The sequence below is a fragment of the Bradyrhizobium sp. CCGB20 genome (genome assembly GCF_024199855.1).
Lineage (GTDB): Bacteria > Pseudomonadota > Alphaproteobacteria > Rhizobiales > Xanthobacteraceae > Bradyrhizobium.
Genome location: NZ_JANADN010000001.1, coordinates 1,645,532 through 1,659,950, shown reverse-complemented (window position 1 = coordinate 1,659,950; position 14,419 = coordinate 1,645,532). Strand labels below are relative to the sequence as shown.

Here is a 14,419-nt window from a genome sequence, read left to right as displayed (position 1 = left end):
CCTGTTTCTCTGTTCACCGCCATGCGCGCATGAGGCCAAAGGCGTCGCCGAACAGACCGCTACGCGAGCGCACCCTGGTGAACGATTTCAGTGTGAGCTTCTCTTTTTCGATCTTGGGTGTACCGTCGACACGCAGAAAGTTCTGCATAGCCTTGGAGACGAGCTGCGGATAGGTCAGGAAGAAGTTTTGGGACCGGGTGTGCATCAGCGCCGGCATATCTTTGTACTTCCTTAGGTCCTTGATCACGAAGGATTCATCGAGCTTCTTCTTGTATAACACCAGGTTTTGCGGGGTCATCGGTTGACTTCGCGACTTGATCTGAAGGATCGCTTCCGCCGCAATCCGGCCCGAGGTCATCGCGAGGTTTGACCCTTCGCGATGGATTGTGTTGTTAAGCTGTGCCGCGTCGCCGACCACGACCCAGCCATTGCCGTAAAGCTGCGGGATCGCCTTAAACCCACCCTCGGGGATCAGATGGGCGGAATATTCCTTCACCTCGGAGCCTTCTATCAGCGGTGTGACCGAAGGATGCCGCTTAAACCGATCGAGCAAGCCGTAAGGCGTCTCGCCGGTGCGCTGGAAGTCGGCGACCAAGCAGCCGATACCAAGCGAGATGCATTCCTTGTTGGCATAAATAAAGCCCATCCCGGTCATGCCGCGAGAAATCGTGCCGACGGCTTCGATCACTACGCCCTCATCACCCTTGAGGTTGAAGCGCGCTTCGATGGTTTCGCGGGGCAGGAAGTGCATTTCCTTGACTGCGAGCGCAACCTTCTCGGGCCTTGGCCGCTCGCGCAGGCCAGCGCGCGTACCGAGCATGCCGTTGACGCCCTCCGCCAGGACAACGACATCAGCACGGATCTCCCCGTCGCGGCGATCGGTGCGAACGCCGATGACCTTACCGTTGGCGTCTCGGGCGAGCTCCGTGACGGTGGTTTCACATAACACTGTGGCGCCGGCTTCGCGAACTTTTTGCGAGAACCATTTGTCGAATTGAGCGCGGATGATGGTGTAGCGGTTCGGTTTGTCCTCGTTGAAGTCGTCCGAGCGGTAGTGCAAGCCGGTGTGCGAACGGTCGTCCAGCATCCAGAAGCGCTGCTCGACCAAGTGTCGCTCAAGCGGAGCGTCGTCACGGAAATCTGGAACTAGCTTCTCCAGCATGTCCGCATAGAGGATCGCGCCCTGCACGTTCTTTGAGCCCGAGTACTCGCCGCGTTCGAGCTGCAGCACATTCATGCCACGCTGGGCCATGGAGAGTGCCGCGGCATTACCGGCCATGCCTGCGCCGACAACGATGGCATCGAACTTCTCCTCGATCATGATCGTACTCCTTCAAGCTGCTTCCGGTCACTGGAATGCGGCGACAGCCGCGCGCGGAAGGCGGCGGTGAGGGACGGCAACAGCTCGATGGCATCGGCAACGATGCCTATATGAGCGAAGTCGAAAATCGGCGCGTTCTTATCCGTGTTGATAGCGACGATCAGATCGGCCCCCTCGACGCCGACACGGTGCTGGATCGCACCCGAAATGGCAGCGGCGATATAGAGTTTTGGCCGTATCGTCTTGCCGGTCTGACCGATCTGGCGATCAGAGGTGACCCAGCCCTTCTGTACCAGCGGTCGCGAACTGCCGTATTCGGCCCCAAGCACGGTCGCAAGTCGATGTACCAGCTGGAAATTCTCCGGTGATCCAAGCCCAAGGCCACCCGCAACGACCGCGTCGGCATAAGCGAGGTTGGATTTTTCTGAATTGCGGTCGGGCAGAAAGGAAAGCACTTTTGTGACGATGTCGTGTTCGACGAGACCGAGCGGGTGAGTGATGATGCGGCCGACCGGGCGCGCGACGCGCTTCGGCATCGGCATCACACGTGGGCGGACGGTTGCCATTTGCGGGCGGTAGTTGAGCGTGTAGATCGTGCAGAGCAAAGAGCCGCCGAAGGTCGGTCGCGTAGCAGCGAGCGATCCGTCCGCGTCGACATCAAGCTCTGTGCAATCCGCAGTAAGGCCCGTAAGCAACGTAGTGGCGACCGAGCCTGCGAGATCGCGGCCGAGCGTGGTGGCGCCCAATAGCAGGATCTCCGGCTTATGGGTATCGACGACGTCGGTCAGGGCCTTGGTGTAGGACTCGTTGCGATAGTCGGCCAAAAGATCGTGGGCAACCATGTACACGAGATCGGCGTCATAGCAGAAGGACTGAGCAGCCGCCTGCTGCGTCGCCTCGCCTACCGGGCCGATGACGACAGCGGCGAGATCGACCTTGAGCTTATCGGCGAGCTTGCGGCCGGCACCCATGAGTTCCCAAGACACCGGGTGCACAACTCCGCGTTCCTGCTCGACGAAGACCCAGACGTGTTTGTAGGCCTTGAAGTGCTCGGGCAACTCCTTCTTGGTCGCAGCGCGGCCAGAGGCAGCGGCCGGCGCACGACTTTTTGATGTAGAGCTCATGATATTGGTTTCCTTGCTTTACCAGCCACGCACCAGCTTCGCGAGATCGACTTGCAGGTGCGTTCGGCGCTTGGGGGCCGCCTCTCTCAGCATCGCGTCCGGTTCGTCCCCGGAGTCTCGGTTTGAGCTGCCGTTGCTACGCGGCCCGACGCGAAGAAGCGTTGACACAAACGGCGAGCCGTGGAGGCCGCATTACAGAGTGCAAACAGGTCTTAGTTGGTCTTCCCCCTCTCACGCATGATGGTTTTGCTCACAAAGGGCACCCGACTCTGCGCGGGGAGCGGGACTTGCTTGATGCATACGACGATGCGCATTCGCTTCTCCAAGGTTTTGCAGCGAACAGAGACAGCAAATGTCGTACCAACTGTGCACACGACCTAAAAAAGAACCGTATCAGTACAGATGTTTACGACCACAGCGGCTTGACCCTTGTCTGGAGGAGGCACCAGAGCCGACAAGCGTGCGGCGGCACGCGTCGGAGATCGTACAGAGGCATTAGGTCCATCGCCCTTGTGAGACGATCAGGAAGAGGACGCGTCCGTTCAAGTTGAAGCATGGTCACTTGAACGTGTCCAGCTGCACGAACTTTGGCGTTATCTTCGCGTGTGGTGCGGTGGCCTCCTTGAGGACCTTGAAAACCCGTTGATTGATTGGAGAGGAAGAGACGAAATCCGCGTATGCCCGTTCCAGTACGGCCCTACACCGTTCGGCGACCAATGCATCGCTTGCTGCCGTCAAGTCTTCATCCGCTAGGTACTGCCCCATGCGCTGCAAGATGTGGAGCCGGGCTACATTGACGACATTTGGATCGTACTTGACGCCGAGTAGGTCGAAGAACTCCTCGGCCGCAGCCGCCTTGCTCAATCTCAACAGGACTCCATCAACCATTCGTCGTCTCCATCCGCCTTTCTAGCGTGGTGCAATACTGCGTGTGGCCCGCTTCCTGATCATCGGGATGCCTACACGCTGACGCGGCGGCTTAACGACCTGGTCGATGACAGAGAGAGCGGCTATTCGGAACATGGTGGCCTCACATTCCGTTCAGCAGGGAGTGCTCATGGACCTCGCGCCAAATCGCCATGACAGTCTCGCGCGCGACCCCGCCCTTGTGCTCGATGGCATGCTTGCGGACGCGCGCAAGGATGACCTTTCTTTCGTCGGCGCTGACGGAAAGCTGCAGTTCAGCCAGCAGCGCGGTGATAGCGGCGAGCCCTGAATGTTTGCCGATAACAAAGCGATTAGAGCGGCCGAGCAACCGTGGATCGAGCGCCTGATAGCTGCGCTGGTCCTTCAAGAGGCCATCGACATGGATGCCGGATTCGTGGGTAAAGACATGCTCGCCGACGATCGCCTTGTTGAGCGGAACGATTCGGACGGCGGCGGCCGCGACGACGGCCGCGACATTGTTGAGTTGCGAGAGCACGACGCCCGTATCGCGTCCATAGAGCTGTTTGAGCGCGACGGCGACCTCTTCCAGCGGCGCGTTGCCTGCACGCTCGCCAAGACCGATCACGGTGACGGAGGCATGCGTTGCGCCGGCCTTGATTGCGGCGAGCGTGTTAGCCGTCGCTAGGCCCAAATCGTCGTGGCCGTGGAATTCGATTTCGAGATCGGCGGCGGCACGTAGCGCCGCCACCAACGCAAAGGCTGCATCGGGATCGAGCACGCTGAGGGTATCGGCAACGCGAAAGCGCCGAGCGCCGGCATCTTTTGCGGCGATGATCAGCTCGGCTAGGAAGTTGACGTCGGCCCGCGAGGCGTCTTCGCCTCCGACTGCGACCTCGAGCCCCCTGTCGCGAGCGTAGCCGACGATCCGCCTTACCTGCTCGAGCGCGGCGACCCGGCCGCCGGCGAGCTTGGCAGCTATCTGCACGTCGGAGGATGGGATCGAGACGTTGACCATCGAGACACCAGATTCGATTGCAGCATCGACATCAGCGGGTTTCATTCGGCACCAGCCAATGATTGTCGCCGCCAGGTCAGCGTCGACAACAGCGCGGATCGCGCTGACCTCTTCATGGCCCATAGCCGGCGTACCGGCCTCGATCTCGGTAATTCCGGCATTTGCTAACGCACGTGCGATCGATACTTTTTCCGCTGTTGTAAAGGCCACGCCGGGTGCCTGCTCGCCGTCGCGTAACGTGGTGTCGTTCAGGACTATCTGTCCTGTCTGCGACTTGCAGGTGAGAGCCGTTCCACCGAAGGCCATGTGCGCATTCCCGTCTTTCCGCCAAATCGTGAGCAACAGCTGTGCCAGAGCGATTGAGTGATGCAGACTCTTGGAATCACAGCGTTTCTGGGCAGCGGCTGAACCAGTCGTAAATGCGACAATGTCGGAGACCCAACGCCACATATGTCCATCGGCCTACGGCGACTGCGGACGATGATGTCGAGCTGGGCAATCTCGAAGCCGGCAAGGCCTCCGGCATCTGCGCGAGCAAGGGCCATTCGGGGATGTTGATCAAATTGTCTTCGCCGATAAGATAGAAATGCGGGTGTTTGCTGGTATCGATGTCAAAGAATGACTTTAAGCTGTCAGGCATGATGCGGCGCAATAAGCCAGCTTGCGTGAACTGGTTCGGCGTGTTGTATACGGTCGCAATCGAGAGTTTGATGTTGGCTTCGATCGCCTCATGGAAGAGCATCTCGGCAGTGACGTGGCGGTCTTCCCGGCGAACAGCAACTGAGCAGAGCAGCTTTCGATCAGCACCAGAACCGTCGAAGAAGCATTGGCGTATTTCAATGAAGTGCTTGACAGTCACTGAAGGCATAAGGCGGTTTCACCTTCGGTGCATTCTGGGGGGGCGCTTGGATATTCTCCGCCTGTGTCCGCACGAGTTCAAGTTGGGATACCCAATTCAGTGATCGGCATATCGAAGAACAAAGCAGCACACGCCGGCGTGTCGGCCGCAGGGCCGCCTCTCGCAACTTCCGCATGCACGCTTTCGCGGACTTTCCCATCGCGCGAGAGTTCGAGCGCCTCAGCTTCGGGGGCCCCGCGAGGCTGTTGGCGGGGAACGCGTCCATGGTCGATTCACTCACGCTTGCGGACTGCCGGAAGCTTCCACATGACTTTTGAATTCGCGCAAATGATCGCTAGAGCGCTCCGCCATCCGGCTCTCGCCGCTCTCCTCACCGAAGCAGTGATTGAAGTCGATGCATTCCGCACACACTGGCGTGGTGCACATCGCCCACCCCTCGTCCTCGCACAATCTTCGATAAAAGAAACGCTTCCAGCGCATATTTTTGGAGTTTTGCGCAGCCAGCGGCGCGAAATGTCTTGCCAACAGACGCGACAACTCAGCCCGCTCACGCAATCCGAGATCTTCCCACAAATGGTTCGGCTCCATCGCACGCCGCGCGATCATGGCTGCCAGCCAGCGACTGATTTCGCCCTTGGTCGATCGCTGTGCCAGCAGGAGGTCACGCACCATTATCTCCTCGTCGCTGGCCGAACCGGCCTTTTGCATCGAGACGGTGACCCGCACCGGCGCGAATGGGAAACATTTCGCCAGGAGTTCATTGAGCTCCTCCACCGTCAGGCCCGCGCGGTCGGGAAGCGACCCTCCATCCATTACCGCCGCACAAAGAACAGAGGCGAGCACGTGCCGGTCAAAATTGTCGTCATCCCTTACGTCGGCGTCGACTGGATCGCAGCCAGATAGAAGATGGTAGAGTTCAATTCCGGCATGCCGTCTGTCAGGGGAGGTCCCGTCCGACGGAGTTGATATCGCAGTGATTAGATCTGTTTGCGCTGCATACATTGACAACTCCATCGGTCGGACCGTGTCAGTTTTGGCCCTCTTTCTGACGATCGACACAATAGTTACGCTGAAAGCGCAGCAAGCTCTGAAGCGGTTTTGCCGACCTGGCTTTCGTCGATCTGCTTCATGATGCCGTGCTCCATCAGCATGTCCTCAAGCTCGTCCATGCTGATCGGGGTCGGGATGATGCCATTGCCGCCATTGTTATGGATTTTGGTCGCGAGATTGCGATAGTGGTCAGCCTGCTTGCAGTCCGGTGCATATTCCAGCACCGTCATGCGGCGTAGCTCGGCGTGTTGGACGACGTTGTCACGGGGCACGAAGTGGATCAGCTGGGTGCCGAGCTTCTTGGCGAGTGCTTCTGCCAGCTCCAGCTCCTTGTCGGTCTGCCGCTCGTTACAGATCAAGCCGCCGAGCCGCACGCCGCCGGAATTGGCATACTTCAGAATGCCCTTGGAGATGTTGTTGGCAGCGTACATCGCCATCATCTCGCCGGACATGACGATGTAGATCTCTTGCGCCTTGTTCTCGCGTATCGGCATCGCAAAGCCGCCGCAGACGACGTCGCCGAGCACATCGTACGACACGTAGTCGATATCCTCATAGGCGCCGTTCTCTTCCAAGAAATTGATCGAGGTGATGACGCCCCGGCCGGCGCACCCCACTCCCGGCTCCGGACCACCGGATTCGACGCAGCGAATGTCTTTGTAACCGACCTTCAAGACGTCCTCGATCTCGAGGTCCTCGACGCTGCCGGCGCTTGCCGCGAGACTCAAGATCGTGTCCTGCGCCTTGGCGTGCAGGATCAAGCGGGTCGAGTCCGCCTTCGGATCGCAGCCGACGATCAGGATCTTGTGACCCATCTCGGCAAGGGCTGCGAGCGTGTTCTGCGATGTCGTCGATTTGCCGATACCGCCCTTGCCGTAAAACGCGATTTGTCTCAGTGAAGACATGCTGTTCTCCATCAACCGATTGCCAATGATTTCGCGCTCGGCTTGCGCAGGATTGTTTCTCTCTCAGAAACGTGGGCACACGGGCATCGGGAAGGAGAACATCGCTCGCCATAGGCGCCGGCGTGGCCTCAGCCCTAACTCGTAGCTGCAGCAATCGAATAGCAACTAGCGTGCCACCCGCCGCGCGTTGAGCGCCCGCTCATGCTCGGAAAATAGTCGACAGGCACGACCGACGGCACGCCATCGCCGTCCTTCTTACGGTGGCCGAAGCCCACCCAAGGCACCATCTCCCGCAAAGGGAAAGCAAGGAGCCGCTAGCTTCGTGTGAGCACGATGACGAGGCGATCGACGCGGCGGCCATTCTTCAGATGAGACTCAACAATCTCGTCAATGTCCTCCGGTGTACTCGGACGATACCAGACACCGTCAGGATAGACGACCATCAGAGGACCGGAGCCGCAGAAGCCGAGACAGCCGGCTGCGGTGAAGCCGATATCGACCAGCCCTCTCGCCTCGATCGCTTTGCCGAGCCGTTCCCACAACGGTCCACCGCCCGCCGCCCCGCAGCTGCCGTGCGGATGGTCGGGTGGGCGCTGAGTGTGGCAGGCAAAAACGTGATGCCGGTAGATCTGTGGGAGTTCGAACTCGTTCATGCTTCCGCTCATACTTCTGTTATTGCAATGCGCCTGTTTTCAAGAGTGGTGAACTCATCCGACCTGGAACTCTGGGGAGCGATGTCGCAGTCGCCGAGAGATCCAACTCTGGCATTGAGCCACAGGATGATCGGCTAGGTCAAAGATGACTTGATGCCACGTCCGCAACTGACGTTTCGGGTAGATTGCTCACCGTGTCACTTCCTTGCAAGTGGCTCAATGCGACACCGCCGTTTGGAGGACGAGCGCGTCGAATGTATCGATCAGTTTTCCCCCTAACGCGGCATAGATCATCCGATGCTGTTGGATGCGGCTCTTACCTGCAAAAGCCCGCGAGACGATTCGTGCCCCACAGTGGTGTCCGGCGCCCGCCAGCTCGGTCACGATCACATCAGCCTCTGGAAGCGCCTCGCGGATCAAGTCTTCGATTGCCGGCCCGGCGATAACCATGTCCCTGACTCCCTGCTCTTGCTGTTTCATGCAAGCTCCACACCAACTTTAGAGAGGACCATTTGAGACACTTCCGCCGAGGCGGATGCCAATCTTGCGTCCGTTCGCCGACAACCCCGCGAGCGAACTGTCGCGAAGATAACAATAGTGTTTCGATCGACTACGTCATGCGGAGATGAGGCTGCTCGGCTTTCCGTCGGGCTCAAGAAATGCGGCGACGACGTATACGCCGAGCATCGACCTTGAGGCGTACTTCATGCCAACCGTGTCGTGCTAGTCAGCGAGCGGCCGGTTGCGCTTTCGCTCCAGAAATGGCCCATTGGCCCGGCGAAGACCCGCGAGAGTCACTGTGAGATCGCTGAACTGCCCTGTTTCGGCTGTGGCCAGCCGAACGCTCGTCCGGCTGATACGAGTGACGGTCAGGGCTCTCTCCTCCGCTTGGCCAGCACAACGCCGGTCGCCCGCGCCGGATCGTCCGTGATCCGCGTACAATGATCTGCGCTATCAAGCAAATGTAGGTCGAATTGCCAGGTGCTGCGAAACGGTGTTTCGGTGAGGTCGGAGGAGTCGCAGGATCCAGGCGAGGTGCGGGTATTTCTGTCGCAACGCCTTATAGGCTTGAGACGCATCATCACACGACGCGAGCACCTGTTCGATGGCCGCAATTTCGCCTGCTTCCAAAGCAATCCGGCGGTCCTTATTTGCCAGAACACGCGTTCCGGATCGGTGTTCAAGAGATCGGTAACCGCTGCCAAGCGCCGGTGCGTCGGGTGCAGTTTCCAGATGCCCTGCTTGTGATCCTTTCGGAACACGTGCCAGCTGGCGCTTGTGCCGTCGTGCTGCAGCATGGCCACGTCCATGACGCCGCCCTCGACGCCGATATTGCGCGAGCAGCACGGACTTTCGATCAAGTAGCCGCCGGAAACTACGCTGATATTCACTGAGACGTAACGGTAACGTTCTCTCGACTTTAGCGCGCGCTCGGTTCGCTTGCGGTCGATGTCGTTGGGGTGCATGGGTCCCCGGGATTAGTTCCCAAGATAGGTTTCATCGGTCTACTTTCTAAATCATGCAGATTTCTCTTTCGAGGCATCCGACGACCAACCGCTCACCGACCTCACGAGATAGATCGGCAGGTTTGCTCCCGTATGCCGGCCAACTCAGATGACGCGTCGAAACTGACCAGGATTCCTTCCGCTGGAGCATCAGAGAAGGACCCTTCATTGATCAAGTCGAGCATCGCTTAACGCGCTGGGCCCGGTGATATTTTAGCAGCTTGACTTTGATCACCGTGATTTGGCTCCCGGCAACAGCAGGTCTTCGCTGTCGGATGGGATGACCGGATCAAGTTCCTTGCGCTTCATGCCAACACGGTTGCCGCTTTCGATGAACTCGACGCCGTAAATGTAAAACTGTTGCAAGAAAGTGCCGATCGATACGACGTAGCCGACCTCGCCCTTCTTCGCCAGGATGTCGCCGATCTCTTTGCCGGCATAGGTACCGTCATTGCGGATGGTGCGGTTGGCACGCACCTTCTCGCCAAAGTCGAAGAACGGCGGTGCCGTCAGCTCGACTATGTCACTGTCGGGAACAATGTTGCTCACGCCGGACTCCTTTGTTATGGCTGCAGAGCCGCCGCGAGCTCGCACGCCAGGCGATAGTGATCATCGGCAAGGCCTACAAGTTGGGAGGGCGCGATCCGGCTTGCGTCCTCGTGCCGGATGCGCCAATCCGAGTCACGGCGCAAAGGAGCCAGGAGCGACGCCGACAAGCGTCGGGCGACCTGTAACCCCACCGACGCGTCACGGTTATCGACCATACTGAGCAACCATTCCTGCGGGACGCGTCGCGCCACGACGCGCCGACTTCAGCTTCCCCGTCGGGGTCAGTCTGTAGAGCAGCAATGGCGTGCTCCGCCGTGCAACTACAGGGCGAACGTAGTCATATTCATCCGCGGCCAGCGACAGCAGTTCATAGCCTTCAAGTGGTGTTTGCGACCCACATCCTAACATCGTGATGAGGATCGTTGCCAAGTTGCAGAGCATGGCGCTTGGACAGACGACGGACGGCGCTCCAATGCACGGTTTCTTGTCGCTGAGCAACGGTGGCAACAGAAAGGAGGCGCAATCGACTTGGTCGCCCTTCCAATTTCGGAGGTCGTTAATGTCGTCACTCATCCTCCCCCATGCGTTCGAGTACGCGCAGAAGAACCTTGGCGCCAATCTTGTCGGTGGGATCGAGCTCCAGGAGTTTTTGGACGGCTAGTCGACCTTCCTCGGTTTGACCGAGGCGCACCTGCAGGTAAGCGTATCCTTTCAGCGAAAACAGGAAGAAGCGAGGCAGGATTTTTTCATAGTGGCTGAACTGCGCATGATCAGCTCGTACAAGGCGCCAGTCGGAGGGGAGACTGTTGGCCTCGGCCGCCTTGCTTATACAGCGCTTGGCAAGCTGAAGCGCCTCGGTGAGGCGCGCTTTATAGAAATAAAAACGAAAGAGGCCGATCAGCACCGCCGCGTGCGCGGGTGCGAGCGCTTCAGCCTTGCGCAAGTGGCTTTCGGCAATATCATCAAGGTGATAGGAGAGGCTCGCTTGCCATAGGTGATGCTCCGCCTCGCTGGGCAGCCCATCTCCAAGCAAGGTGCTGGTGAGGAGCGCTTCGTTGATCTCGGATTGCGGACTGAACAGAGCAGCTGGCATCGCTGGTCACTTGCAATCAATGGTGTCCGCAAGAGACTGACTTGCGATTCTGCAATATGCTAGTCTGCTTCGGCTTATCGACAAAATCGGTCGTCACACCGCCGTTCGGTAGCGAGCTCTCCCGGTGAGTAAACGGCCTGACGTAATCGCGCTCGGAAAGAGCATCAGGGAACCGCGATCTTTCGAGCAGGCTGCTCCCACAGCCGAGCCCGGGACATCCGATCGGGCTAATCGCAAGGCAGAGGTCGCAGCCGGCGCGTGCGCCAGCTTGAAGCTTCATGCGGATCGCTAATAAATTCCCAAAGTTCATGTCCTGTCGTCCCCTCAAGCGGGCGCCTGGTAGCGTGGTAGCGAGGTGTCGACGACACAGGTGTTGTCGACTGGGCAGACTGCCACGCATTGGGGCTCGTCAAAATAGCCGATGCATTCGCAGCATTTCTTGGGATCGATCACGAAGGCTCCGTTCTTCTCCGCGATCGCGACACTCGGGCATTGTGGCTCGCAGGCCGAGCAGCTCGTGCACTGAGAGGCGATGATTTTGAACGGCATCGTTTGATCCAATCTCATGCCGCGGAATTCAACGTGCCCCGATGGATCGCCGCATCCCCACGCTCGATATGTTTGATCGCGCCACTGTCGACCCTGTCTAGATAGGCCTTGAACCAGGCGATCGCCGACTTATCGATAGGCTCATGAGCGTATTGATCGACCGGCTCGACGCCGGCCTTGATCAACTCGTCCCTCGGACAGCCGCCGACTTTGGCAATGAACACCGCGTGGCAATCGCTGATAGCATGGATAATAGTCGCGAGGCTTCCTTCGTCCGCATAGCCACCCTGGCAGTACAGATCGACGCGGCGATGGCCGATGAACTTGACGCCACCGGAGGAGAGCTCATAGACTTGGAATTCCCTGGCGTGACCAAAGTGCTCGTTGATGAGGCTCGAGCTCTTTGTCGCGACCGCCACCAGCACCTTAATGCCGCCGAAGTTATCTGCGCGTTCCGCAAGCTCCGCGCACTCAGCGGCTGCCTTGGCGGCGCGCTCTTCCTCTACTTTAGCTTGATAAGCCTTGCGGCTTTCAACATCGTACTTGACATCCATCCGCTCGATCCTCTCCATGCTGAATTCGGCACGACGGTCCTCCCCGAGCAGACCGACCGCGTCGGCGCGGCACTGGCGGCAGTGCCTCATCATGTGCAGATCTCCCTCGCAGTTATCCTGCAGCGCCTTCAATTCCCGCGCCGTCGGGCCACGCTGCCCGTTCAGGCCGAACACGGTTCCGTGCTCGGGCGAGGATATCAGTGGCATGATATTGTGCAGGAAGGCGCCGCGCCGCGTTACGCTCTTATTGACCTCGATGAGGTGTCGGTCGTTGATCCCAGGGATCATGACGGAGTTGATCTTACAGAGAATGCCGCGCCCAGTGAGCATCTCCAGGCCCTGGAGCTGACGATCAGTAAGAAACTTTGCAGCTTCGATGCCGGTGTAGCGTTTGTGTTTGTAGAAGATCCAGGGATAGATCTTTGCGCCGATTTCGGGGTTGATCATATTGATCGTAATCGTGACATGGTCAACGTTGAATTTGGCGATGTTTTCGATGTGATCGGGTAGCGCAAGACCGTTGGTTGACAAGCACAGCTTCAGATCGGGCGCAACCTTATGGACGAGTTCGAACGTCTTGAAGGTCTTTTCCGGGTTGGCGAGTGGATCGCCAGGACCGGCGATGCCAAGCACGGTCATCCGCGGGATGGTAGAGGCGACCGCCATCACTTTCCTGGCGGCCTGCTCGGGCGTGAGCCTCTCGCTGACCACGCCCGGGCGCGATTCATTGGCGCAATCATATTTGCGGTTGCAGTAGTTGCACTGGATGTTGCAGGCCGGCGCGACCGCGACATGCATGCGCGCATAGTGATGATGCGCTTCCTCGCTATAACAGGGATGGTTCTTCACCTTCTCCCACGTCTCAGCTGGCAGATCACTGGGGCCTGCCGGCGAGCCGCATCTAGCTCTCCCGCTGCGGCCCGTCGCACCGCAGCCCTTGTGCTCGGCAATCGACAGCCTGATCTCGCCGTTCCCAACTGCGTCGCTTGATGATTTCCGATGCGTTAGAGCCCCCATTTGCCCAGTTCTCCCTTCAGGCCTGAGAAGTTTCCGGTATCCGCATCTTAGCAACCGGCGTGCCATGGCTCCGGCTCACGACTTTCATCGTCTTGTCCAATGAGTTAGCAAAGCATCCAATGTTCCTCCGTGTTGGAAAGCTGACATGCGCAATGATAGAAATAGCACGCAGCAGAGGATGCCCTGACGAACTGGCGGTTAAATGACAACGCGAGAGGCGTCTGTTAATCCGCCAGAACGATCTCAAGGACACGTGTAAGCGGAACTGCGAGTGGCGTCAGGCCTTGGTCAACCAGGAAGCGGAGCTCATTCTTGGAGAGCGTGTCGGGCCCGACCACGGCATAGTGGACGTCGGACGAGCGCTTTGAGACCTGTCGCGCATAGGTGCGCAGGAGCTGGTCGTTGAAGCGGCAGCCCAGAAACAGGAGTCTGCGGCCGGTGCGGCGAGCCTTCACCTCGTCGGGAATCGGCGTCTGTATGTCGATTTCCGTCAGCACCTCAACATAGTCGGCATCGGAGACCAGGAAATTCTTCGCCGGGGTGACGCTGCCGTGCGGCTTGTAGAGAACCGTTGTCCAACTTCTTGCCAGAGAGCAATCGACTTCGGCGCCTGCGGCATCGTAGAAGCGGTACCAGCGTTCGTCACTGAGACCGGCGCGCGGAATTCCTTGGATCTCGCCCCAATTGCTACGTCCGGCAAGCGCTTGGCGCATCGCACCATCATACCAGCTATCGACGATCAGCGGCAGCGGCAGCGTCGCAAGATGCCGCTGTAATTCCGTCGGCGCGAACGCTGCGCTAAAGGCATCCGTCATCATCGCTGTCACGATGCTGCGATGCTTCGTGGTTTCGATGTGTTGTGCGCAGGCCCAGGCATTTCCTCTCGCGCGCTTTGGCAACGTTACCTTGGTGCCGAAGAATGCCGCCAAGTCCTCCGGATGTGTCGGCACGGGCGCGTTCGACAATTCCACCAAGCCTGGCCCGAGATAAGGAACAACATTGCCACTACGAAGCTCCTGCGCAACTTGGCGGAGCATGGCTTCGGCCGCCGGCCCATCGACGAACTCGATCTGCGGAGCCGGCACGGTCACGTCTCTTCTCTGTCGCCGTCACGCCTCCTGACGTTGATCGTAATCGGCAAAGTGGTGTCGCTCGCCATCCGCGGCAGGTCGAGCACCCAGCCATTGGCGATTCTGATCCAGCCGCCCCACAGTGCCTCATGCTCGGATTCAACGATCGATTCTTCGAGATCCTTTTTTGGGACGTAAATCGAGAGGCCAGCTTCAGGTGAACGACGTATGATAATTTTCATCGGAAAGACCTCATTGCATCGAGAG

The 14,419-nt window shown here is 58.8% G+C and carries 15 protein-coding genes and 1 pseudogene; all 16 read right to left on the bottom strand.

Features of this window, described 5'->3' with window-relative positions:
* Nucleotides 1-13: 13 nt before the first annotated feature.
* The 16 genes and pseudogenes from NLM15_RS07660 to nifT all read right to left on the bottom strand — a co-directional run bounded on the left by NLM15_RS07660 (nt 14) and on the right by nifT (nt 14,394).
* Nucleotides 14-1,321, bottom strand: coding sequence for an FAD-dependent oxidoreductase (locus NLM15_RS07660; RefSeq protein ID WP_254116388.1), 1,308 nt, complete (start codon nt 1,319-1,321; stop codon nt 14-16).
* Nucleotides 1,318-2,445 (bottom strand): electron transfer flavoprotein subunit alpha/FixB family protein, encoded by a 1,128-nt coding sequence (locus tag NLM15_RS07655; RefSeq protein ID WP_254116387.1) that lies wholly within the window; start codon nt 2,443-2,445, stop codon nt 1,318-1,320. Before NLM15_RS07655 ends, NLM15_RS07660 begins: the two co-directional genes overlap by 4 nt.
* A gap of 558 nt (nt 2,446-3,003) precedes the next feature.
* On the bottom strand, nt 3,004-3,333 hold the full coding sequence (gene nifW, locus NLM15_RS07650; RefSeq protein ID WP_254116386.1) for a nitrogenase stabilizing/protective protein NifW: 330 nt from the start codon (nt 3,331-3,333) through the stop codon (nt 3,004-3,006).
* Between the two features lie 142 nt (nt 3,334-3,475).
* Nucleotides 3,476-4,654, bottom strand: a complete 1,179-nt coding sequence (gene nifV / locus NLM15_RS07645) for a homocitrate synthase (protein ID WP_254116385.1) — start codon at nt 4,652-4,654, stop codon at nt 3,476-3,478.
* A gap of 76 nt (nt 4,655-4,730) precedes the next feature.
* Entirely contained in the window at nt 4,731-5,216 is a 486-nt protein-coding gene (locus NLM15_RS07640) for a transcriptional repressor (protein ID WP_254116384.1), read from the bottom strand.
* 267 nt (nt 5,217-5,483) lie between these two features.
* On the bottom strand, nt 5,484-6,209 hold the full coding sequence (locus NLM15_RS07635) for a nitrogen fixation protein NifQ (RefSeq protein WP_254116383.1): 726 nt from the start codon (nt 6,207-6,209) through the stop codon (nt 5,484-5,486).
* 62 nt (nt 6,210-6,271) lie between these two features.
* Nucleotides 6,272-7,162, bottom strand: coding sequence for a nitrogenase iron protein (gene nifH / locus NLM15_RS07630; protein WP_254116363.1), 891 nt, complete (start codon nt 7,160-7,162; stop codon nt 6,272-6,274).
* Between the two features lie 314 nt (nt 7,163-7,476).
* Nucleotides 7,477-7,815 carry a ferredoxin gene (locus tag NLM15_RS07625; RefSeq protein WP_375166818.1) on the bottom strand — a complete coding sequence of 113 codons (339 nt, stop codon included), beginning with the start codon at nt 7,813-7,815 and terminating at the stop codon, nt 7,477-7,479.
* Nucleotides 7,816-8,031: 216 nt separating this feature from the next.
* Nucleotides 8,032-8,295: a BolA/IbaG family iron-sulfur metabolism protein gene (locus tag NLM15_RS07620; RefSeq protein ID WP_254116381.1), complete on the bottom strand. Its 264-nt coding sequence runs from the start codon at nt 8,293-8,295 to the stop codon at nt 8,032-8,034.
* Nucleotides 8,296-8,966: 671 nt separating this feature from the next.
* Nucleotides 8,967-9,281 (bottom strand): annotated as a pseudogene (locus NLM15_RS07610) (hypothetical protein); the annotation flags it as partial.
* Nucleotides 9,282-9,551: 270 nt separating this feature from the next.
* Entirely contained in the window at nt 9,552-9,869 is a 318-nt protein-coding gene (locus tag NLM15_RS07605) for a nitrogen fixation protein NifZ (protein WP_254116380.1), read from the bottom strand.
* A 565-nt stretch (nt 9,870-10,434) separates the two neighbouring features.
* Complete coding sequence (locus tag NLM15_RS07600; protein ID WP_254116379.1) at nt 10,435-10,962, bottom strand: hypothetical protein; 528 nt, start codon at nt 10,960-10,962, stop codon at nt 10,435-10,437.
* 324 nt (nt 10,963-11,286) lie between these two features.
* Nucleotides 11,287-11,511: a 4Fe-4S binding protein gene (locus NLM15_RS07595; RefSeq protein ID WP_254116378.1), complete on the bottom strand. Its 225-nt coding sequence runs from the start codon at nt 11,509-11,511 to the stop codon at nt 11,287-11,289.
* Between the two features lie 14 nt (nt 11,512-11,525).
* Entirely contained in the window at nt 11,526-13,082 is a 1,557-nt protein-coding gene (gene nifB / locus NLM15_RS07590; protein ID WP_254116377.1) for a nitrogenase cofactor biosynthesis protein NifB, read from the bottom strand.
* Nucleotides 13,083-13,306: 224 nt separating this feature from the next.
* A complete protein-coding gene (locus NLM15_RS07585) occupies nt 13,307-14,173 on the bottom strand; it encodes an SIR2 family protein (RefSeq protein ID WP_375166817.1) in 867 nt (288 codons plus the stop codon).
* Nucleotides 14,170-14,394: a putative nitrogen fixation protein NifT gene (nifT, locus tag NLM15_RS07580; protein WP_254116376.1), complete on the bottom strand. Its 225-nt coding sequence runs from the start codon at nt 14,392-14,394 to the stop codon at nt 14,170-14,172. Before nifT ends, NLM15_RS07585 begins: the two co-directional genes overlap by 4 nt.
* Nucleotides 14,395-14,419 lie beyond the last annotated feature (25 nt).

Bases quoted from the DNA above. Each gene is read 5' to 3' on its own strand.
- NLM15_RS07660 (WP_254116388.1), bottom strand. From the start codon at position 1,321: ATGATCGAGGAGAAGTTCGATGCCATCGTTGTCGGCGCAGGCATGGCC.
- NLM15_RS07655 (WP_254116387.1), bottom strand. From the start codon at position 2,445: ATGAGCTCTACATCAAAAAGTCGTGCGCCGGCCGCTGCCTCTGGCCGC.
- nifW (WP_254116386.1), bottom strand. From the start codon at position 3,333: ATGGTTGATGGAGTCCTGTTGAGATTGAGCAAGGCGGCTGCGGCCGAG.
- nifV (WP_254116385.1), bottom strand. From the start codon at position 4,654: ATGGCCTTCGGTGGAACGGCTCTCACCTGCAAGTCGCAGACAGGACAG.
- NLM15_RS07640 (WP_254116384.1), bottom strand. From the start codon at position 5,216: ATGCCTTCAGTGACTGTCAAGCACTTCATTGAAATACGCCAATGCTTC.
- NLM15_RS07635 (WP_254116383.1), bottom strand. From the start codon at position 6,209: ATGTATGCAGCGCAAACAGATCTAATCACTGCGATATCAACTCCGTCG.
- nifH (WP_254116363.1), bottom strand. From the start codon at position 7,162: ATGTCTTCACTGAGACAAATCGCGTTTTACGGCAAGGGCGGTATCGGC.
- NLM15_RS07625 (WP_375166818.1), bottom strand. From the start codon at position 7,815: ATGAACGAGTTCGAACTCCCACAGATCTACCGGCATCACGTTTTTGCC.
- NLM15_RS07620 (WP_254116381.1), bottom strand. From the start codon at position 8,295: ATGAAACAGCAAGAGCAGGGAGTCAGGGACATGGTTATCGCCGGGCCG.
- NLM15_RS07600 (WP_254116379.1), bottom strand. From the start codon at position 10,962: ATGCCAGCTGCTCTGTTCAGTCCGCAATCCGAGATCAACGAAGCGCTC.
- NLM15_RS07595 (WP_254116378.1), bottom strand. From the start codon at position 11,511: ATGCCGTTCAAAATCATCGCCTCTCAGTGCACGAGCTGCTCGGCCTGC.
- nifB (WP_254116377.1), bottom strand. From the start codon at position 13,082: ATGGGGGCTCTAACGCATCGGAAATCATCAAGCGACGCAGTTGGGAAC.
- nifT (WP_254116376.1), bottom strand. From the start codon at position 14,394: ATGAAAATTATCATACGTCGTTCACCTGAAGCTGGCCTCTCGATTTAC.